This window comes from Bacillus cereus group sp. BfR-BA-01355, from assembly GCF_022663675.1.
GTDB classification, from domain to species: domain Bacteria; phylum Bacillota; class Bacilli; order Bacillales; family Bacillaceae_G; genus Bacillus_A; species Bacillus_A thuringiensis_S.
Window position 1 is genome coordinate 1 of sequence record NZ_JAKUFY010000043.1, and the last position, 23,608, is coordinate 23,608.

Sequence of the window (23,608 nt, forward strand, 5' to 3'; positions counted from 1 at the left end):
TTATATCGTTATTTTCCCTTATATACATGCTCCATAAAATATTACCGTTGCTTATTATTTTAATTTTTTCACTTGTTTTTTCGTTTATATTTGCAATGCTTTCGTTTATATTTGCAATGCTTTCGTATATATATGTAGAAAAATTTGCATTGAGAGTCGGAAAGTATGTAACAAAACAAGTGGATAGAAAGGAGAAAGGGTTATCTGTAAAGAGTGACTTGCAGGATGTTATTCAGAAAAGGGCGGTGAAATAATTGAAGCAAGAAATGAGTATAAAAGATTTTCAACAATTATTGAAAAGAAGATTCGTAACGATTATTTTAACGATGTGTTGTTTAACCGCTTCTTTAGTTCTTATCTCTATGTATGTTTTAAAGCCGTCATATCAATATTCAACGCAAATTCTTGTTGGGAATTTAGATGAGTTTAATAAGGAAAATTCAACAAATAAAACACAAGAAAATAAGCAACTAGTAACATCGTATGTCGATATTTTAAAAAGCCCATTAATTATTTCAACAGTTAAAAAAACTTTGAAATTAGAGCAATCAAGTTATGAATTAGCACAAAAAATCTCGGTGGTAAATACGGACAACTCACAAATTGTAACTGTTACAGTAAAAGATTCCAATCCGAAAGTCGTGAAAGACATAGTAAAGACATTGGCAGAGCGATCACAACAAAGTTTTCAACAGTACACAAATGTACAAGGTGTGAAAGTGTTGACGGATCCTGAGTTACAGGAACAGGCTGAAAAATTGTTTCCAAAATTTCAACTAATCATTCCTATTTCTTTAATTGTTAGTTTTTTTGTTGGGATAGGTTTAGCTGTATTTCGAGATTATTTTGATGAACGTATATACACGGAACAAGATTTAGAGAAAATAACAACAGTCTCTGTTATTGGTCACATAAATATGAAACCGAATAGAAAAAAGAAACCTACAGAGGTTGATAAACAATCATCTATATATCGAGGTGAACATGTTGATGTTTAGGACAAAGAAACAGCTGCCATTCGATCTGCATGATGATCTGATGAAAGAACAGTTTTATACGGTGTATCACGAGCTAAAAAAATCTGGAAAACAACTGTTCACAGTTAGTTCAACGAAGGACAGAGGGGTTGTTGCCTCGCTTATAGTAAATATGGGCTAGTGTTTGCGGAAATGAAGAAAAAGGTGTTACTTATTGATGTGAATTTTTCTGATCCTAAATTACATGTATTATTACAAAGTGATCACATGATAACAGTAAACGATATAATAAGCTCTTCCCCCTGCAATTATGAATCTTTTTCTAGTAATTTGTCTAAATACTTATATTGTATTCCTGCAAAAAAAACAGTACACACAGGGACCCCCTTAGTTGCTATGGATGAATTTGATAATGCGATTGCTAAGTGGAAAGAAGATTTTGATTACATTTTCTTTTATTCTTCTGAAGTATTTGATCTTCCTGCTACGCACATTATTGCAGGGAAATGCGATGGAGTGGTTTTAGCAGTTAAAAAGCGAAAAGATTCACTACGTACAGTGCAAAAAGTAATAGCGGATATAAAGAGAAAAGAATGTGAATTAATAGGTATAATTTTATATTCTTGAATGTGGGGGTAACGATCCATGATTCGTGAAACAAATCAAGCCAAGTTGTATACGATTCCGGCTCAAGAAAAGCCTAGCATATTGAATCGAAGTGTAAAACGCTTGTTTGATATTATATTTTCAATCATATTGTTACTATTAACGATACCAATTATGTTGTTCTTTTGTATTATGATTACTTTAGAAACATCAGGGGCTCCAATTTACTTTCAAGAACGTTTAGGTATAAACGGGAAGAAGTTTAATGTATTTAAATTAAGGTCGATGGTAAAGGATGCTGAAATGAACGGACCACAATGGGCAAAAGAACATGATCAAAGAATTACAAAAGTTGGATTGTTTATAAGAAAAACGAGAATTGATGAATTACCACAGCTCTTAAATATTTTAAGAGGAGATATGTCTTTTGTAGGTCCTAGACCAGAGAGAGAGTTTTTTTATAATGAATTTGATGCGTATATTCCAGAATTTAAGGATCGTTTAATGGTAAAACCAGGCTTAACAGGATGGGCACAAATAAATGGAGGGTATAATCTTGATCCAAAGGAAAAGTTGAGGTTAGACATGGAGTATATTGAAATGAAAACGATTCGGATGGACATCCGTATTTTATGTAAGACCGTTTTAATTGTATTGAACGGTAATGGTGCAAGATAAATATATATGTAAACAAACAACATATGTAAGTAGGTTACTTGCAAAGGAGAACTGGTATGGGTAGATCTATTCTAAATAATATTATCCATCTATTTTATAGCACGATTTTAGCTAACCTTCTTCAGGCTGTCAGTTTAATTGCTTTAGCAAACTTTTTTAACGCACAACATTATGGGATGTTTAGTGTTGCCATAGCAGTGACGTTTGTTATGTTATTTTTTACAGACTTAGGACTTAGTAATACATTTCTTCGAGAAGGGGCAAAGGATGGAGCAGATTTAGAGAAGATTTTATCATCGTATATAAAAATAAGAATGATTCTACTTATTTTTATTTCTATCATCGATTATATTTCTATTCATTATATGTATGTAGATAAAAATTTAATTTATATGATGATAAACGTAATGTTTTTCATGTTAATAGGATTAACTTGGCAAAACATAGGGATTGCCTATTTTCAACTGACGGAACGTATGAAGTATATAGCGCTCATTAAAGTTGTATCATCATCGGTTGTTATTATAATTACATGTTTTTGTGTTTTCGGAGAATTACCGGTGTATGTAACGGCTCGCTTATATGCTTTTGGGTATATGATCGGCGGTTTATTCAGTATATATATCATGAGAAGAAAGACGAAAATGAATATGAAAGTCGTAATTCATAAAGCGTTATTTTGGCAATTAACTCCTTTTATTATTAGCGGTTTTTTAATAATGGGTACGCCACAATTAGCGCCTATCTTGCTTAACTATACATTGCCATTAAATATGGTAGGTGTTTTTGCAGTGGCGTACCGGATGCCAGCAGCTTTATATCAAGTACCGGGGGTAATTGCAGGTGCATTTTTTCCAGTGCTCTTTAAGCATTATAACCAGAATAATTTAGAAGAGCATACGAAATTAAATTTGCTTCAAATTAAATCAATGGCGATTGTAGGAATATGTATGACGATCGGTTTATATCATTTAGCACCATACTTTATTTCTATATTTTTTCATGAAGAATGGAGCAATGCAGTAGAACCACTCCAAATATTATCATTTCTTATTGTGCTACAAAGTTTAAATATTGCCATTGCTGACGGTTTAACGACGAGTGGATGTCAAAATAAAAGAACTGTTGTGCAGTGTGTAGCATTGGTGATAGGTGGGTTTATGCTTTATAGCTTTAGTAGTATTGGTGGAGTGATAGGAGCGGCATACGCTATGGTTTTATTTGAAATTGTCGCTTTAGTGGGTTATATAGCGGTAAGTGTAGTGAAGAAAAAAATTGTATTCCAAATTGTAATACCGTATACAATTTATTTTGGTGTAACCTTTATTGGAGTGCAATATATAGTGCATACATATCATTTGATTGCGCTTGTTCTTAATATACTAATTGTAGTAGCTGCCATATTCCTATATGATTATGAGCTAAAAAAACTTCTTCTTTCTTTTATAAGAAAAATACGCAAAAAGGATTATATTACGAAACAGGGGATATAGCCTATGGGAAATAATATGAAAGTATCGATGGGATGGATTATTCTTCTAATATTATTTGTTATGTTAAGTAAATACAATTTATATATTGGATTTTCATTGAAGGTATATATAATTTTTTTAGTCATATATTTTTGTTTAACAATTAAAGACTTTCATATTCAAAAGTTATATTTTCATGAAGTTGTATTTTTACTGTTTTATTTCATTTATTGTTTAAGTGGAATTCTTTCTATGTATTTAAATGCTAGTATTCGCATGATTTTTGGCGTGCTACTCGTTTTAGGATGCTATTTTATAATGAGGAATTTATTGGGGAATACTGAAATAGTGGTACTTGAATCATCTATTGCTTATGTAGGAGTAGTATTTAATGTTGTAAGTCTAATACTCTATATAATCGGTTTACAATACTTTGGTTTATACGGTGGAGAAGAGAGAGAAATTTTTGCTGGGTTATTAGTTGATAGAGGATATCCACGGTTAATTGGATTGTTAGATGATCCTAATATTTTCATTTTCTATAATACAATGTTTTTTATGTACTATATGACGAATTTACAAAATATCACCAATATATTAGGGTTGATTTTATGTGTTACGACGAGTCTATTAACCTTTTCAAGGGGCGGTATATTAGCTCTTGTACTTGTCGTTTTTGTATATATATGTATGTCTAGTTTCGTTAAAAAAGTAAAAATAATTATGAGCTTAGTATTGTTTAGTTTAGTTATTTTTAGTTTATCGAATAGTGTAATGGGGGGCCAATTAGATGACATATTAAATAAACGAATTTCTGATTTTTCCCATGATAATGGAAGTGGTAGATTTACATTATGGGAAGCTGCTTTTAAATATTATTTATCCAATCCATATATCGGAATTGGTGCTTTTAACTTCTCAAATTATTATGAGTATCAATTTAATGAAAAATTATATGTACACAATACATTTTTAGAAATTTTGTCTGAATCGGGTACAATTGGTTTTCTTCTATATAGCGCGTTTTTATTCATATTAATGTTCAAGCTAGCGCAGCATACTTTATTTCGTGAAAAACCATACCTTCTATTGACTATGATTGCATTTTTATTTCAGATGATGTCATTGTCACTCATTATTAACGAAGCGTTCTTTTTATTTTTAGCAGTTGTTGTGAAGTATATTTCAATATATGAAGGAAGGAGAAAGATAGATGGTAAAATGTCTATCAGCATATAACGAGCCGCCTTATGTTTCTGTAATAACACCTTCTTATAATAGTATACGATTTATAGGTGAGACAATTTTATCTGTACAGAATCAATCGTATGAAAACTGGGAAATGATTATCGTTGATGACTGTTCAACCGACCAATCTGCCGCAAAAATTAAAGAGATAATAGAAGGAGACTCACGAATTAGGTTATTATCATTAAAAGAAAATGTCGGTGCTGCTAAAGCTCGGAATTTAGCGATTCAAGAGGCGAGAGGAAGGTACATTGCCTTTTTAGATAGTGATGATATATGGTTGCCGCATAAATTGAAGACACAATTGTTATTTATGGAAGAAATGAATATTGCTTTTTCATATGCGTCGTATAGTTTAATTGATGAAAATGGTAATGAACTAAATCGCGAAGTGAGTGTACCAAAATCTGTTGACTATCATTATTTAGCAGGGAATACAATTATCGGGTGTTTAACAGTGATGATTGATCGTGAAAAAATTCCGTATGTCGAAATGCCTAGTATACAGCCGGAAGATACAGCGTTATGGCTGAACTTATTACATGAAGGGTATGAAGCAAAAGGGATACAGCAAGTATTAGCAAAATATAGAATTGTTACAAATTCTGTTTCTAGAAATAAAATTAGAGCAGCTTTCCGGTATTGGAAATTGTTAAGGGAACAAGAACGACTGAATTCGGTGCAAATTTTTTACTATTTTAGTAAGTATGCTTATCATGCTTATAAAAAAAATAAAATCAATGTAGTTGGGAAGACGCAATTATGAATATACTGTTGATGACAGATAAATTGATAACTGGCGGAGCCGAGAGCTATTTCTGTAAATTGGAAAGTAATTTGCATTATGAGGATTTTGAGATTTATACAGCTGCAGGTAATGGAGAACTATATGAATCTCTTACTAGAAAAGAAAATTTTATATTACTTAGTCGATGGAATCATTTGAGAAATATTTATTATTTACGAAACGAAATTTGTAAACGAAAGATAGAACTTATTCATGCAAATAGTTTGCGAATGGTATTATATGCTTTGCTACTTCAAAAGTTTATTAAAAAAAAGATGAAAATTGTTTATACGAAACATAATGTAACGATATTAGAAAAGAAAATGCCAACGCTTTTTCGTTATTTCATGAATAAATATGTGAACAATATTATTACAGTAAGTGAGTTTGAAAAGAATAATTTAATCTCAATTCATGTAGCAGAAGAAAAAATAAATACAATTTATAACGGTGTCGATATTGAAAAGTTTTTATTCCAGCAGAAAAAGAAAGAATCTACATATAAAATAGGGATATTAGCTAGATTATCCAAAGAGAAAAACCATCAACTATTTGTCAAAATTGCAAATGTGTTGAAAAAGAGACATGATTTTCTGTTTTATATTGCTGGTGATGGACCAGAGAAAGAATCGATTATGAAAGAAATAGAAAAATATGGATTGCGACAAAGTGTAAAGATGCTAGGAAATATTTCAGAACCGCATGAGTTTATAGGGAAAATGGATGCCTTACTTTTATTATCTTTTCGTGAAGTATTTCCAATGGTAGTAATTGAAGCGATGGCTACAGGGACACCAATTGTTTCAATAGATGTTGGCGGAATACATGAAGCGGTAATAGATGGAGAATCAGGTGTTTTGGTATCTGAATATTGCGAATTGGAATTCGCAAGTGCACTGGAGGAACTACAAGGGAATGAAGAAAAGGTAAATGCTATTAGACTCGAAGCACGAGAGAAAGCAGTGAGGTATTTCTCGTTAACTAAAATGATAGAAGAAACGAAAAATATATATGAATTAAACAAATGACCGGGTAGGTCGTTTGTTTTTTTTATTATAGAAACTTTTAAGAGAGAACTCACATATTATATGAAAAAGGTAATATGAGGAGTGAATTTATTTTGTCAGAATATATTTCTTCCCAAGAAGGTTGTGTGCCAGAAAGTAGCGTTCATATTAATTGTTTTGGCGCAGTTCCGAACTTAGGAAATGATAGTTCATTAGCAATTCAACAAGCTATTGATTATTGTGTAGCTAACCGAATTTCGACGGTAAGAATTACAGGAGTAAATACGTACAAAATTGTAAAGCCAATTGTTATTAAATCAAATGTAAGATTAGAGTTAGATCCTACCGTAACGCTGCAAATTGATGGGGATTTTAATGCATTTGAGCTACAAAGTAACGCTTCGGTAATTGGTGGTACTATTCAAGTTATAAATCCATTGTTTCAATCTGCTGTTATTTATGTTTCTGGTTCACAACAAATCGAAGTACCTAATCAATCGGTTATATCAAATATAAATATAGTAAATGCAACCCCATCGTATAAAGGAAAAGCTATACATTTTTATTGTCAAAAGGCATGGGATTTTATTAGTTTCTTTCAAGTTAAATTTATTCAAATTAAAAACTTTCAAACTGCAATACATTTGAAGACAGAATATATAAATGATATCAATACACCTTGCTGGATTAACGCCAATGTATTTCAATCTATATTTATTGATGGATGCGGGTATGGGATTGAAGTAGATGGAAATAGTGATTTGCCAAATGAAAGTTCAGGAAATACGTTTCATGATATTCAAGTGCAATGTAGACAACAAACGAAAAAAGCAATTCGTTGCTCAGGTGCGTATAATACATTTGATTGTATGATTTGGGATACGTACCGGATGAGTAGTGAACAAATTGTCATTGAATTTTCTTCTAATTCTCATCGTAACTACCTTTTTTCAAATCTGCTTTCGACAACTATTGTAGATAAAGGGCAATACAATGTTTGTAAGTCTACTTATGAAGAATCCCTACGAATTCAATTACCGTTAACGTTAAATAAACCTCATTTAATAGGTAATCAAGATGATATTTTAGTAAATGCTCAGCAGAAGTATATTGTTAAGCAAGTAAGTGGGAAAGTACCGTACGGGGGAAATCTCGCAAATTGCTTTAATTTAATAGATGAACAAAGTGTAAACTATATTGACGTTCCAGATAGTAATCCAGTTGTCATTGAACTGGATTTTACGAAAAAACCAATACAAATGTTAAATTGTTTTGGAATGTATTTTGGATGGGGAGAAAGCGCGAAAAAAATTAAAATTGAATATGCATTAAGCGCAACTGGAAATTGGGTTATCGCATCGGATGTTCCATTAAATGTAGGCGATACAATTATATCGAATATGAAGGCGAATCAACTATATAAAGTAAGAATTACATTAAGTGGTTATTCTCAAGATCATAAGCGTTTTCGAATTAATCGCATTTTTGCAAGGTCTTCTATGGAAAATGGGAATGCTTGGTTAGCTACAACTGGTGGAAGAATGTTTGGAGATATTGAAATAGAGGCAAGTAAAGGCATAATCATGAAGACAGCTAGTGGAGTGAAATGGAAAGTTACTATTAATGAAGCTGGCCAACTTATTACGACTAAAATAACTTGAGGTGATGCTTAATTGTATATCCTTGGACGAGTTATAACGTAGTGTGATAAAGGCAATGAAAAAGAGATTGTAATTTGGTTTCAACCAAACTACAATCTCTTTTTTAATTTAATTCCACCAAATCCAAGTCCAAAGGTAATTTCTTGCATTTTGGGGAGTAATCCGTATGAAGCGTTCACCGTCAAAGAAGCAATTTAAATTTGGAAGTGTTTCGTCTGGATTTTCTGGAACAAAGGTGACGATGTTTTCGTTGCTTGTAACGGTTACTGTAATTGGTGGATCGGTAGGCGAGACTTGAAGTTGTAACGAAATATTGGCCGTATTTTTAAATTGATTATTAATAGGTGGACTTATTACTTGTACTGTGAATAACACGATAATTGTTTCATTTGGCTCTAAATTAGTGGCAACTAGGAAACCGATATTTGGGTTCGCTAGTGGAGAGCGTTCACCGTTAATAAAGACAGTGCCGTTTATAAATTGTAAACCTGCTGGAATGGTATCTTGTAAAGAAATATTTGAGAGTGAAATTTCGGAAGTATTTGTAATACGCACCGTGTAATCAAAGTATTGGTTTAAATAAGCGGAGCTGACGGAAGCGTTTTTCGTGACTGTTGCAGTTACAAATTGAACTGGTATACGAACAATATTTGAATTAACAATGAAAGTAATAATTGGATCCTGTGGTGTCAATTGAAAAGCAGCGGTAACTGTTGCAGAATTTATAATTGTACTGTTTGAAGGAATAGAAGTTACGAGAACTTGAAATGTTATAGTTGCTACTGTATCTGCAGATAAAGAACCAATATTAATACCAGTGTCTGGACGAACATTTTGAACCGAAGTACCGTTAATTGTTACGCTATTTTCTATAAATGTTGTACCAGCTGGAATGCTGTCTATAACAGAAGTACTGATTGTCGGAATGGGGGAGTGATTAAATACCGCTAATGTGAATGTAATGATATCTCCTATAACGACAATAGATTTGTCAGTTGTTTTTTCAATGCGAACCATCGGATCAATGACTGTCGTTGTAACGGTATTTGTTTGTTTTGTAATTGTAATAGGTGGTTTTGTTGGATCAATGATAACGGTATAGGAAACAGAAGCATCATTATTAATTGTAGATTGAAGAGTAGAAGAAGATATTGTCACTTGGAACGTAATAATAACAGATTCATTAGGAGCAAGATTTCCTAACGTAATACCATTTTCAGGATTTTCATTAGGCTGATTGATTCCGTTAATCGTAACACTATCAGCAACAAAAGTCGTATCTATTGGTACGGTGTCTATGGCAAGAAGGTCTTCAATCGTTACATTACCGCTATTCGTAATCGTAATTGTATACGTTAAAGTTTGACCAGGTAAGGCATTCGTTACATCAACAGATTTTATGGCAATGACATTATCATTTTGGACAGTAGTTGTGACGGTATTTGTTGTAGTCGTATTTGTAACGGGTACGTTATTTGGGTTGACTATATAGTTAAAAGTAGTAATTGCGTTGTTGTTTAGTTCATTTGGTGTTGGAATAGAAGTCACAGTTACTTGGAATGAAACGATAGCATCTCCACCAACAATTATAGTGCCAATTGGTATGCTGCTTACTGGATTCACTCCCGGAAGAGCTTCTCCGTTTACAATGACGCTATTTTCTATAAACGTAGTACCTTGAGGAATAATATCTTGAATGATTACATCATTTGTTGCAACATTACCGGTTTGATTTAGTGTAATCGTATACGTTAACGTATCACCAACCGTTGCAAATGCAAGGTCAACAGCCTTATTACTATTCAAATTCGCGTGATTAATTTCTGTTGCGGCAGCTGATGAAATAATAGTTTCGGTAATAGGTGGTCGATCTGGTACCGTGTATTCATATTCAATTGTACTCGTGTTAGAGATTGGATTTGTTTGTGGAATCGAAGTAACCCGTACTTGGAATAGAATAGTTGCTGTCGTATTAGGCGGAATGTTATCAATTTGTATACCGTTAAGAGGGTTGTCATTTGGCCGAGCATTGCCGTTCACGATAACACTATTCTCTATAAAGCTCGTATTTGCTGGGATGATATCTGTAACAATAATGTTTTCGACTTGTATATTTCCGTTATTTATGATGGAAATTGTATAAGGGATGATAGTTTGTAAGTCAGCATATTGGATAGGCGTTGTTTTTGTCGCAATTACATTAGCAGAAATAACTTCAGTGAAGGTAATATTGCTAGTCGATATTTGTTCTTCCACGTTTATTGTATAACGAGAAGTTGATTGATTTTGAACATGGCCGCTAGCAGGAAGAGCTACGACGGTAACAGAAAATGTGACTGGGATAGAAGTGTTAGGAGTAATCGTTCCTACAAGTATACCTGCACTTGGATTGGCGTTAAGCTGAGGAATGTTATTTACTAAAACGCTACCGTCAATAAAAGTTGTTCCATCAGGTATATTGTCTGTAAATACAACAGCAGTGGCATCCGTATTCCCTATATTCGTTAAAGTTGTTGTATAAGTTAAAATGTCACCAATTGTTACAGAGGTCAAATCAACAGTTTTAAGTGAAACGATATCAGCATCATTAATTTGAACGAAAGTAGTATTGGAAGTAGTAGATTTTTGAATTGGTGCAAAGTCAGGATTGAAAATAAAGTCGTAGACGATGTTTGCAGTATTAGGTGCTGGATTTACAACAGGTAAATTCGTAACGGAAACTTGGAATGTTATTGTAGCTATTTGACCTGCTGCGACATTAGGAATGGAAAAGCCGATATTCGGATCTGCTGCAGGAAGTACAGTATTGTTAACTATTACACTTCCTGGAATAAATACTGTTCCATCCGCTATAGTATCTGTAAAAAAGATGGAGTTAGTTGTAGTCGATCCGTTATTTTGAATGAATACTGTATATTCAATGGTTTCATCAATGTTAGCTAATACAGTATTAGCGGATTTTGTAGCAATAAGAATAGCATCAATAAATTGTATATTTGTACTATTGGAAGATGTCGTTTCTGAAATTGGTGGTGCGCTTGGGTCTGGTTCATACTCATAGTGAATGACTGCGATATTATTAATGTTATTTTGTGGCGGTATAGAGACTACGCTTACTTGAAAAGTAACAATAATTGTATTATTTGGAAGGATAATATCAAGGTTGATACCGGTAATTGGATTTTCATTAGGTCTCGGTATGCCATCTACAAGAATGCTATTTGGAACGAATGTGGTCCCAGCTGCAATTGCGTCAATTAGGAGAGTATTTGTAATAGGTACTGTACCGGCGTTTGTAACTGCGACTGTATATGTGATGATTTGACCAATGCGTGTAATGGATCTATTGGCGGATTTAATGGCACTAACATTTGCCGTCCGCACTTCAGTATTTACTGCATTTGATAACGATCTACGCTGAATAATTGGAGAACTAGGGTCAATTTGATATTCGTACGAAGTGTCTGAAATATTAATGACTGTATTGCCCTCTGGTATATTTGTAAGTTGTACTTGGAATGAAATAGTGACTGTTTCATTTGGTTGTATCGTGCCGAGAGTTACTCCGTTTTCAGGATTAGCGCCGGGCTGAATTACATTATTTATTGCTAAGCTATCTTCAATGAATATAGTACCTTCTGGAATGTTATCAATGAAAACGGTATTGTTAGCTGGAACGTTTCCTATATTTTGAAGTGTATTCGTGTAGGTAATAATTTGCCCGATTGATACGAAAGTTACATCCGCACTTTTAACAGAAATAATATTTGCATTTTGAAGTGATGTTGTAACGATATTAGAATTTGCAGAGCGATTTACTGGTGGGGCTGCAGGAATACTTACATATTGGTAAGTTGCTGAAGATTGATTTACAATTTCGGTTTCAGTAGGTGGATTATTTGTTTGCACTTGAAATAGTATCGTTTTGGAACTGTTTGCTGGAATTGTTCCAATCGGTATTCCGTTTTCTGGATTTACACCTGGCTGAAGGATACCGTTAATTGTGACACTATCGGGAACGAATGTAGTCCCAGCTGGAATAGAATCTGTGAAATTAATATTTATTGCGTCAACATTGCCGATATTTTTTACTTCAGAAATATAAAGTATAGTTCCGCCAATATCAACAGTTGTTGGATTGGATGTTTTTGTAATTGTCAATTGTGCTTGCACGAAATTTGTAATGACGATATTACTAGTAGATGTTTCAGTAATAGGCGGTTGCCCTGGGTCTGGCTGAATTGTATAAGTTGTGTTGGATTGATTTGTAATTGATTCTTGCGAGAATGAATCGTTAATAAGAATTTGGAACGAAATAAGGTGCGTAGCGTTTGCAGCTAGGTTAGGCAAAGTAACACCTACATTAGGATTGGCATCAAGTATAGCTGTTCCGTTAAGTGTAAAACTATTTTCTACAAAGGTAGTGCCTTGAGGGATAGTGTCTGAAAATGTGAGATTCGTAGTTGGGATATTTCCTGTATTTTCTAATGTTATTGTATAAGTCAAAATATCACCTGTTGTTGCTTGTTGTGCATTGACTGCTTTTAAAGAAAGGATAGTCGCATCCGAAATTTGTGTGAAAGCAGGATTAGACGTAATTGTTCGAGAGATGATGGGAGCAGTTGGATCAGCGATAAAAGTATAGTCAATACGGGCCGTATTGGAAATTGGATTCACGCTTGGAATGGATTGAACGATAACCTGGAATGTGACGGTAACTATTTCTGACGGTGCGATGGAGTTTAATGGTATTCCTACATTAGGATCGGCACCTGGAACGGAAACGTTATTAATAGTTACGCTATTAGGAATAAATGCAGTTCCTTCTGGAACCAAATCTGTTAAAGTAACTGTATTTGCAGTAGTATTTCCGTTATTTTGAACGACTACTGTGTAAGTGATTGTACCGTCAGTAGATTGTACGAGAGAATCTGTATTTTTAATTGCGGATAACGATGCATCAACAACAGCTGTGTTAACCGTATTAGATGAGGATGTTGCTGTAACTGGAGGTTGACTTGGATTGACGATATACGTGTAACTTGTAATGGCTTGATTGATAATTGCTCCTTGCGGTGGAATAGAACTAGCGAGAAATTGGAACGTAATAGTAGCAGAATCACCTGGTGCGATAATACCAACTGGAATACCGAGAGTTGGACTTGCATCTGGAAGTGAAACTCCGTTGAGTGTGACACTATTTGGAACAAATAATGCTCCCTCAGGAATGCCGTTAATGAGTAATACAGAGTTTGCGGGGAAGTTTCCAGTATTCGTTAATGTTGCTGTATACGTAATTATATCCCCGATAGATACAATTGAACGATTTGCTTGTAAAACAGTTGTAACAGTCGCGTTATTAATTTGTGTTGAAGCGCTATTAGAATTTATCGTGCCTGTAACAGGAGGAGAGGCTGGATCAACGATGAATGCGTATTGAATAGATGCTACGTTTGTAATCGGATTTGAAGGTGGGGTTGATGTAACTATGACTTGGAAAGTAATGGTTAAGGAACTACCCGCGTTAACTGTTCCGATATTAACTCCGTTATTTGGATTTGTGCCTGGAAGGCTACTTCCATTTACAGTAAAACTATTTTCAACAAAAGTTGTTCCTGCTGGAACCATGTCTGAGAAATTTAAATTCGTAGCGTTTGTATTGCCGTTATTTTGAATTAAAACTGTATAAGTGATCGTGTCTCCGATGTTTGCAAAGGCAGCATTAGCAGTTTTTACAGCTGAAAGTATTGCTGAATTAATAGAAGTAACGAAGACGTTCGTTTCCACATTGCCAGGCTGAGCTTGTAATGCATTTCCTACGTTATATTGGAAGTTCACAAACCCTAAGTTTTGGAGTTCCGGTGTAAATGTTGTTGGATTGCTTACAATTTGAACTTGAAATATGATTGTTACAGTTTGATTTGGAATGATCGTATTTATGCCAATACCGTCAATGATAGAAGCGGATGCTAATGGAGTGCCATCAACAATAACTGATCCTGCAACAAATTGTGTCCACGATGGTATCGGGTCTGAGAAAATAACGTTATTAGCAGGAATATTTCCTGTATTCGTAATCGTAGTTGTATACGTAATCGTATCACCAATCGTTGCAAAAGCTTTATCTCCGATTTTAGTAGTAGTTAAAATAGCACTTTCAATTGTTGTTGTAACACTATTTGAAGTAATGTTTTTTGAAACAGGAGGATTAGCTGGATTAACGATATGCTTGAAGCTAACGCTAGCTTGATTAGTAATTGGATTTATAGGCGGAATTGCATCGGCACTAATATGAAATGTTACAATGACAGATTCGTTGGGTGCAATATCACCAATTGGAACGCCTGTAATTATGTCTGCATTTGGGATGGTAGTTCCGTTAAGTGTAAAACTATTCGGTTCAAAGGAAGTTCCGTCTGGAATTAGGTCGGTAAAAATAACATTCGTCGCACTAACATTTCCGCTATTTGTAATCGTAACGGAGTAGACAATATCTTGCCCAATATCTACTGTTGGCACATTTGAATTTTTTTGTGCAGTAAGGAGAGCGCTATTAACTTGTGTTGTTGTTGTATTAGATTGATTAGAAGTTGAAATGAACGGCTGATCTGGATCAACAAGATAACGGTAAGTGGTAAGAGCCGAATTAGAAATAGGATTGTTGATTGGGAGGGTTGAAACGATGGCTTGGAATGTGACAATTGATGTGTTTCCACCATTAATTGAACCGATATTTACACCAGTAGATAAATCAGCGTTTGGAATAGTTTGCCCATTAACTGTGAAACTGTTTGGAACGAAACTTAAATTGCTATCAAGTATATCGATAACGGTAACATCAAATGCAGCCACATTCCCGGTATTAGGAAGGTTAAGTGTAAATGTTATTGTATTACCAACATCCGCAAAAGTAAGGTTTGCTGTTTTTGTACTAATAATAGTCGCATTGTTTATTTGAAGAAGTGTCGTGTTAGAATTAGCTGTACTTGAAACGGGAGGACTATTTGGATCAACAGTAAACTCATAATTCGTGGATGCGGTATTCGGTGCTGGATTAATAGGTGGAATGTTGTTCACCACAACTTGAAAGACGATACTATATATTTCATTAGGCGGAAGTGCTGCAAGTAATACACCGGTATTTGGATTCGCGTCAGGTTGTAAAACACCATCAACAGTTAATGTGTTAGGAACAAATGTGAGTCCGCTCGGTAATACATCCGTGAATACAATGTTGGCTGCATCTGTATTTCCTATATTCGAAATAGAAGTAGTGTAAAAAGCAGTTTGCCCAATATCTGCAAAGGAGACACTTTCATTTTTCGTCATGGATAATATAGCTTCGTTAATTTGTGTTGAAACAGGATTACTAATTGAAGTTTCTGCATCAGGTGGTGAGACTAATTGATACGATGTTGATGAGAAATTTACAATTGGGTTTTCGGTTGGTAATGACGTTACAGTAACTTGGAACGAAACTGTTACTGTAGTCCCAGCTGTTATAGGTCCGATATTCACACCATTCGATGGATCCGCACCACTTTGAGGAACCCCATTAATAGAGAATGTGTTTGCAATAAAAGTAGTTCCACTCGGCATTGTATCTGTGAAAATAACATTTTGTGCGGATGAGTTTCCATTGTTTGTTAAAGCGACAGTATAAGTGAGTGTGTCTCCAATACGACTAAAGGATTTATCGACTTGTTTTAATGAAAGAATGGTAGCTGTATTAATCGTAGTGAACACTGTGTTTGAAGTAACATTTCTTGAAACAATAGGGGCATTTGGGTCAGCGATAAATGTGTAAGAAGCACTAGCGGAATTGGCAATAGGATTTTGAACAGGTGTAGAAGTAGCCGTCACTTGAAATGCTATAGATATTGAGCTGTTAGGAGCAATTGCTCCAATCGTTATACCTGTATTAGGATTAAGACCAATTTGCGTGATGCCATCTATTGTAACGCTATCAGTAATAAACGTTGTACCATCTGGTATAAGGTCGGTGAAAGTAATATTCGTTGCATTTGTATTACCATTATTCGTTAAAATTGTCGTATAGGTAATGGTATCACCTAGCGTTACAAGTGTTTGATCAACTGATTTAATCATCATTATCATAGCATCTAATACAGGGTTTGTAACAATGTTTGTTGAAGTAGAAGTAGTAGCAGGAGTTCCGTTTGGATCAACAGTATAAGAATATAAAATTGTATCGTTACCCATAATTGAGCTTGAAGGGGGAACAGAAATCACATTTACTTGGAAAGTAACAGTTACTGTTTCACCAGGAGCGATATTTGGTATATTTACTCCGAGTGCTGGCTGTGCACCAAGCTGCTGGATGCCATTTATAGTGACCGAATCTGGTACAAAAGTAGTACTAGGAGGAATCGCACTTGTAAAAGTTATATTTGTAGCTGGTGTATTTCCTGTATTCGTAATAGTCGTTGTATACGTAAGTGTATCCCCGACGGAAATAATAGATTTATCAACACTTTTTGTTGTAGTTAATACTGCGCTATTAATGGTCGTTGAAACTGTATTAGATACAGCTGTTTGTAATGCAGAAGGTTGGCTAGGATCAATCACATGTTCAAATTGTATGGAACTAAAATTAGAGATAGGATTTATACTTGGAATGTTTGTAACAAGTACGTTGAGAGAAATAACGGCCGTTCCATTTGGGTTTATATTTCCAATCTGTATCCCGCTAGCTGGATTTCCGATTTGCTGTGTACCAGAATCGTTTGTAAGAGTGCCAGATATGAATGTCGTTCCGTCAGGTAAAATATCTGTGAAAATTATATTTTGTGAAGTGACATTTCCAGGGTTACTTAATGTAATTGTATAAGAAATTGTATCGCCAATCGTTGCGAAAGTTTTATCTACAGATTTGATTGCCACAATTTCTCCGGAATTTATTTGTGTCGCAACGGGATTGGATGTCGTACTTCTTGAAACGAGTGGTAAATTAGGTCCTGTAATAAATTGATAGTCAATGGAGGCACTATTTACAACCGGTGAGTTTGGTCCACCAGGTCCAATTGTGAAAATTGGATTTGGAATACTAACTACTTGAACGCGGAAGGTGACGTTTGTAAAATCTCCTGCAATAATATCCCCAATTGGTATTCCATTCGCTGGATTTACCCCAGGCAATAAAACTCCGCCGACTCGAACGCTATCTTCTATAAATATTGTGTTATTTGGAATAGGATCTGTAAAAATGATATTCGTAGCAGTTGTGTTCCCTACATTTTCTAATAAAACTGTATACGTTAAAAATGAATTTCCAGGTGCTACGTCAGAAAATAGTCGATCCACACTTTTCGTTGCTTGAATAATTGCTTCATTAATTTGAACTAAAGTTGGATTACTTGTAGCTGTTTCTGTCACCGGTGGCTGGGTAGGGTCAACAATGATCAAGTATGTCGTACTGGATTGGTTCAAAGTTGGATTTGTAGCTGGTATTGAGCCAACGATAGCTTGAAAGCTAATTGTTGTCGTTCCTCCAACTGGAATTGAGTCTAAAGAGATTCCGCTATCTGGTCTAAATCCAAGTTGTGGGATGGTATTAATTTGTACGCTATCAGGAACGAATGAAAGTTCAGGTGGTAATATATCGATAAAAACAGGTGTGTTTGCGGTAGTATTTCCGCTATTAGTGAGAGTAGTTGTATACGTAATTGTATCGCCAACAGCGGCAAATGCACTGCTCGCAGTTTTCGTTGCGATAACGGAAGCTGAATTTACTTGCGTAAAAGTTGTATTGGATTGAACTGTTCGTGAAACAGGCGGTTCATTTATATCAACAATAAAGCTATATTGAAGCGATGATTTGTTCGGAATTGGATTAGGGTTTGGAAGCGTTGTGATGTTTACTTGGAAACTGAGTGTAACCGATGCATTTGAATTTAAGTTACCAATATTGATACCGTTTTGTGGATTTGCATTCGGGACGGTTACACCATTTATCTTAAAGCTATTTGGGACAAGGGTAGTACCGTTTGGAATTGTATCTGTAAAAACAATGTTGTTCGCAGTAGTATTTCCTGTGTTTGTAACAGATGAAGTGAATGTAATTGTATCACCAATCGTAGCGAAAGTTGTACTAGCACTTTTATTTATTACTAAAGTAGCGTCAATAATCGGTGTAACTGTTGTGTTTGTAACGGTACTACCAATAGCTGGCGTTTCAGCTGGATTCACTGCATATTCGTAGTTTACAAGAGCATTATTCGTTAAAGTTCCACTAGGTGGAATAGTCAGAATTTTCACTTGGAATGTAATGAAAGTAGTGTTTCCTGGTGAAATATCGTCTAAATGAATCCCTAATGAAGGATCTAATCCAGGTTGGGAAACATTATTTATTGTAACGGAATTTGGGATGAAGGATGCACCAGGTCCAAGCCCATCTGTTAAAACTGTAGCACTAGCAGGGATATTTCCTGTGTTCGTAACTGCAATTGTATAAGTAACGATATCTCCAATTGCAGCATTCGGTGTGTTCACTGATTTTGTAGCGATAATCGTGGCATTATTGATTTGAGTTGTTATTACGTTACTCAGCGCATTAGCGGATGCTGGAGGTAAGTTAGGATCTATGACATACTGATACGTTGTATTACTTTGGTTCGGGATTGGATTCGGGTTCGGGATAGAATTTACTTGTACTTGGAACGAGATGATCGTATTTGTATTCGGATCTATTGGATCGATTGCAATTCCGCTTGCTGGATTGACATTAGGCAGTGCATTCCCGTTTACAGTAACACTATTAGGAATGAACGATGTCCCGTTTGGGATTACATCTGTAAATATTACATTTGATGCAAGTGTATTCCCGTTATTCGTTAAAGTAGTCGTGTACGTAATAATATCATTTACGTTAGCAAACTGTTTATCTGCCGATTTAGTAGCGGCAATTGAGGCGTTATTAATAGTTGTCTGTACAGTGTTAGAAGCAACCATCTGCATCACAGCGGGTTTGGATGGATCATACGTATATTGGAATGTTGTGCCTGATTGATTTGTAATCGGATTTACAGCAGGGATAGTTGGTACAAAAACTTGGAATGCAACGGTGCGTGATGAATTTGCTCCTATCGTACCAATCGAAATGCCGTTAGCAGGATTTGCATTAGCTATAGGGACATTATTAATCGTTACAGTATTAGGAATGAAGAGGGTACCCGCTGGAATGATATCTGTAAACGTTACATTAGCAGCAGGGATATTCCCGTTATTTGTTAAAATAGTCGCATATAATATGATATCACCGACATCAGCAAAGTTTGTGCTTGTTAGCTTTGTAGCAATGATATTAGCAGTATTAATTTGTGTAGTTACTATATTGCTAGCAGCGTTTCTAACAAGAGCGGGTAAATTTGGATCAGCGATAAAGCTATATTGAAGTGAAGCGCTGTTTTGAATTGGATTTGGTGAAGGTAGCCCATTTGCACTTATTTGAAAAACAATCGTTGTAAAACCACCCGAAGGAATGGAGCCGACTTGAAGACCGGTACTGGGATCTGCACCTAGTTGTAAAGCACCACCTATAAAAATACTATTTGGTACGATAGTGGTGCCATTAGGGATTATATCAGTAACAATAACATTATTTGCTGTAGTATTGCCAAGATTAGCTAAAGAAATTGTATATGTGATTGGTTGCCCTACATCGGCGATAGTTAAATCTACTTCTTTGACAATAACTACATTAGCTAAATTAATTTGTGTACTTACAGTGTTACTTACAGATATTTCTATAGTTGGTGGATCTCCCGGATTTAGAATAAAACTATACTGTGTACTAGATGAATTTATCGTTGGGTTTTGTGTTGGTAAAGAGGTGACGGTTACTTGATAAGAGACGGTAAGTGAGCCGTTAGCAGGAATGGAAGGTAGTGGAACACCTATATTTGGATCTGCGTTATTTTGGAGTACACCATTAATAAGAAAAGTGTTTGGAATAAAGGTAGTACCGTCTGGATTTGTATCTACGAAAGTAGGACTATCAGCAGAAACACTTCCTGCATTCGTCAAAGTAACAGTATAAGTTAATATATCCCCTACGGTAGCGAACGCTTGATCCACTGTTTTTGCTGAAATGACATTTGCATCGTTTACTTGAGTAAATGTAGTGGTTGAAGTAGTGTTTTTATTTACAGGTGAAGCGTTTGGATCAACGATAAAGTTGTAGGAGACGAAAGCGCTATTTGAAATAGGGTTTGGATTTGGAATGCTAGTTATTACTACTTGGAATGAAGCTGTAATTGTAGTATTAGCATTGATGCTACCAATATTGATGCTAGCTGGTGTTATGCCCGGCTGAGTAACACCGTTAACTATAACACTGTTCGGTACAAAGGAAGTGCCATTCGCGATGGAATCGGATAGTAATACGTTGTTTGCTGCAACATTTCCATCGTTAGTAAGAGCAAAGGTGTAAGTTAATACATCGCCAACTTCCGCAAACGTCTTATCTACAGATTTATTAGCATGGAGATTTGCTAGTCTAATTGTAGATGTAACAGAATTAGAATTTGCTGTTTTTGAAGTTGGTGGCAGACTTGGATTTACAGTGTAAATGTAAGAGGCAAAAGCGTTATTAAGGATAGGATTTTGTGAAGTAATATTAATAACTGTTACTTGGAAAGAGAGGATAAAAGTAGCTCCAGCAGGAATTGTGCCAATAGGTAAAGCAACGAGAGAATCTACATTTTGCAAAACGCCGTTGAGCGTTACCGAACCTAATGTTAATATCGTTCCATTTGGAAGTGGATCTGTTAGTTGTACGTTATTAGCGGCTGTATTTCCACTGTTTGTAATAAGGATTGTATAACCTATCGTTTCACCAATTGTGGCAAATTGTTTGTTAGTTGATTTTGTTAATGTTACATTCGCATTGTTAATTTGAGTGGAAACGAGATTAGAAGAAATGTTTTTTGTAACGGGTGATTGGATAGGATTGACGGTATATTGATAAGAAGCATTTGATCCATTAGATACGACATTTGACGCGGGTATTGTGTTTACTACTACTTGAAATGTAACATTTTTTGTTGTGCCGCTTGGGATGGATCCAATGTTCACGCCGTTAGCGGGATTTGCGCCCACTTGTGTAGTGCCATCTATTGTTAAACTGTTTAAAACAAAAGTTGTTCCAGTAGGAATGACATCTGTAAAAATAATATTGTTCGCATTTGTATTACCTGTACCTGTAAAAGAAACGGTGTACGTTAGTGTATCACCAATATCTGCAAAATTTTTATCTACTGCTTTTACCATTGTTACAGTAGCGTTATTCACTTGAGTAGATACGATATTTGTCGTATCAGTCCCACTTACTGCAGGTTGATTTGGTACAGGAATATATTGATATGTTGTTGTTCCACTATTTAATATTGGATTTGTTTGAGGGATAGAAGGAACGAGCACTTGGAATGAAATAGTAGTAGTGGAATTTGCGGCAATCGAACCAATTGATATACCATTAGCGGGATTTGCTCCAGCTTGAGTAACTCCGTTAACAGTTACACTTCCTGGAATGAAAGTAGTTCCGCTAGGAATCGGATCCGTATATATAACGTTCGTTGCAGCGATATTTCCTATATTAGCTAAGGCAATACTGTAAGTTAATGTTTCACCAATATCGGTAAAAATTTTGTTGACTGATTTTGTTCCATTAATATCTGCCAGGTTAATTTGTGTTCCAGCAGAATTGCTTGTTGCAAGACCGTTAAAGGTTGTTCCTCCGGCGATAGGTGTATATTGAAATGTAATATTAGCGGTATTAGAGATAGGGTTTTGACTTGGAAGAGAAATGACAGTAGCTTGGAAAGTTACTGTACGAGAAGCACCATTATTGATTGTTCCAAGAGATATACCAGCGGCGGGATTTGCGTTTGTTTGCGGGACATTATCTACTGTTACAGTGCCAGGTATAAAGGAAGTCCCGTTAGGGAGAATGTCTGTAAAGGTAACATTATTCGCCGGAAGAAGTCCGGTGTTAGGGATCGTAACTGTATAAGTGAGAATATCTCCAATTGCAGCAACACTTTTATTCACGCTTTTTGTTGCTTGTATAGTAGGTGAATTTATGTTGATTTGTAAACCGACTGTATTTAACATATACGCATCTCCGTTAGTTGTTAAACGGATTGCGGCGGACACTTGTGAGTTTGTTAAATAAGGAGAAATATCAATAGAAGTAATATCCCAGCCCTGTCTCCCAGCGGAGATGTTTGTGCCTGTAGAAGCACTTTGATTTCGCGTTCCAAATGTCCCAGTTGTATCTAAGTTTCCAGCAGCATTATTAACTTGAGAACCGAAGAAATTATTTACAGCATTATTTGGCCCAGATAAAGCATTTAATGAACTGAAATTTGGTCCAAATAATGCTTGATCCCCTATTAAATCTGCATCTCCTTCAATAGAACTTAAAAATAATCTCCCGCTTACAGGTCCTCCTGAAGGTGTTAAAAATCCAGAAACAGCTACATCTGCACTACCGGTATCAGCAGAAACACGGTTACCCGCTACATAAATGGTTAAGTTTCTTGCAGGCAATGTCCCGTTTTGATAAGCGACAATGAGTGTCCATCCAGCCGAGTTAATAGATCCATTTGAAGCATCTAAAGGATCAACAAGTCCAGGGACAGCTCCTGTAGTATAGGAACCAGAACCTCCCGCTTGAATAAGAGTTGTTACGTCTGCTGAACGAGTATAAAAGCCAAATGTAATAGAGTTTGAAACGAATGTTTGATTTGAAGCTGTAACAGCTGAAGGAGTAATTGAGTATGTTGAAACGGGTGTCGTAAATGAAACGGGATTTCCTAGAACACTTGTAATATTTTGATCGCGAGTTAAATAATTTCCTCCCCATATGAGTTCTGCGTAAAGAATAGTACTGCCAGCAGGGATATTTAAAATAGCGGTAGAACTATTTTGTGTATAGTTTAACGTTGTACCAGCAGGAAAAGTAGGAACTTGTAAAGCTGTATTCGTAGTTACGAACGCACCAATGGCCCCGATTGTACCAGCACGGTTTTGATTACTAATTTTACTTAAGCCTAAAGTATTACCTGTAATAGCGAGTGCGCCGTTAGTGGTGGTAGAAAATCGATTCGTAATGGGCATGTTGTCACCTCATTTACAATATAGTCTTGGT

General features: G+C 35.4%; 8 protein-coding genes and 2 pseudogenes. 9 read left to right on the top strand and 1 reads right to left on the bottom strand.

The window, feature by feature from the left end:
• From MR167_RS16040 to MR167_RS16080, 9 genes and pseudogenes are all read left to right on the top strand, one after another.
• Positions 1 to 254: pseudogene (locus tag MR167_RS16040) on the top strand (acyltransferase family protein); the annotation flags it as partial.
• Positions 255 to 998, top strand: coding sequence for a YveK family protein (locus MR167_RS16045; protein ID WP_242314981.1), 744 nt, complete (start codon positions 255 to 257; stop codon positions 996 to 998).
• Positions 985 to 1,604, top strand: a pseudogene (locus tag MR167_RS16050) (CpsD/CapB family tyrosine-protein kinase). Before MR167_RS16045 ends, MR167_RS16050 begins: the two are co-directional and overlap by 14 nt.
• An 18-nt stretch (positions 1,605 to 1,622) precedes the next feature.
• Positions 1,623 to 2,261, top strand: coding sequence for a sugar transferase (locus tag MR167_RS16055; protein WP_000617647.1), 639 nt, complete (start codon positions 1,623 to 1,625; stop codon positions 2,259 to 2,261).
• A 56-nt stretch (positions 2,262 to 2,317) separates the two neighbouring features.
• Entirely contained in the window at positions 2,318 to 3,754 is a 1,437-nt protein-coding gene (locus MR167_RS16060; protein WP_242314982.1) for an oligosaccharide flippase family protein, read from the top strand.
• Between the two features lie 3 nt (positions 3,755 to 3,757).
• On the top strand, positions 3,758 to 4,972 hold the full coding sequence (locus MR167_RS16065; RefSeq protein WP_242314984.1) for an O-antigen ligase family protein: 1,215 nt from the start codon (positions 3,758 to 3,760) through the stop codon (positions 4,970 to 4,972).
• Positions 4,947 to 5,747 (top strand): glycosyltransferase family 2 protein, encoded by an 801-nt coding sequence (locus MR167_RS16070; protein WP_242314986.1) that lies wholly within the window; start codon positions 4,947 to 4,949, stop codon positions 5,745 to 5,747. The genes MR167_RS16065 and MR167_RS16070 overlap by 26 nt, the downstream gene beginning before the upstream one ends.
• The gene (locus MR167_RS16075; RefSeq protein ID WP_242314988.1) at positions 5,744 to 6,796 is read left to right on the top strand and encodes a glycosyltransferase family 4 protein; all 1,053 of its coding nucleotides are present in this window, start codon (positions 5,744 to 5,746) and stop codon (positions 6,794 to 6,796) included. The genes MR167_RS16070 and MR167_RS16075 overlap by 4 nt, the downstream gene beginning before the upstream one ends.
• A 92-nt stretch (positions 6,797 to 6,888) precedes the next feature.
• The gene (locus tag MR167_RS16080) at positions 6,889 to 8,436 is read left to right on the top strand and encodes a glycoside hydrolase family protein (RefSeq protein ID WP_242314990.1); all 1,548 of its coding nucleotides are present in this window, start codon (positions 6,889 to 6,891) and stop codon (positions 8,434 to 8,436) included.
• Positions 8,437 to 8,544: 108 nt separating this feature from the next.
• On the opposite strand, the gene MR167_RS16085 is transcribed toward MR167_RS16080, so the two are convergent.
• Positions 8,545 to 23,577: a DUF11 domain-containing protein gene (locus MR167_RS16085; RefSeq protein WP_242314992.1), complete on the bottom strand. Its 15,033-nt coding sequence runs from the start codon at positions 23,575 to 23,577 to the stop codon at positions 8,545 to 8,547.
• Positions 23,578 to 23,608 lie beyond the last annotated feature (31 nt).

Excerpts from the sequence above, each read along its gene's own strand:
- MR167_RS16055 (WP_000617647.1), top strand. The coding sequence starts at position 1,623 with ATGATTCGTGAAACAAATCAAGCCAAGTTGTATACGATTCCGGCTCAA.
- MR167_RS16060 (WP_242314982.1), top strand. The coding sequence starts at position 2,318 with ATGGGTAGATCTATTCTAAATAATATTATCCATCTATTTTATAGCACG.
- MR167_RS16065 (WP_242314984.1), top strand. The coding sequence starts at position 3,758 with ATGGGAAATAATATGAAAGTATCGATGGGATGGATTATTCTTCTAATA.
- MR167_RS16070 (WP_242314986.1), top strand. The coding sequence starts at position 4,947 with ATGGTAAAATGTCTATCAGCATATAACGAGCCGCCTTATGTTTCTGTA.
- MR167_RS16075 (WP_242314988.1), top strand. The coding sequence starts at position 5,744 with ATGAATATACTGTTGATGACAGATAAATTGATAACTGGCGGAGCCGAG.
- MR167_RS16085 (WP_242314992.1), bottom strand. The coding sequence starts at position 23,577 with ATGCCCATTACGAATCGATTTTCTACCACCACTAACGGCGCACTCGCT.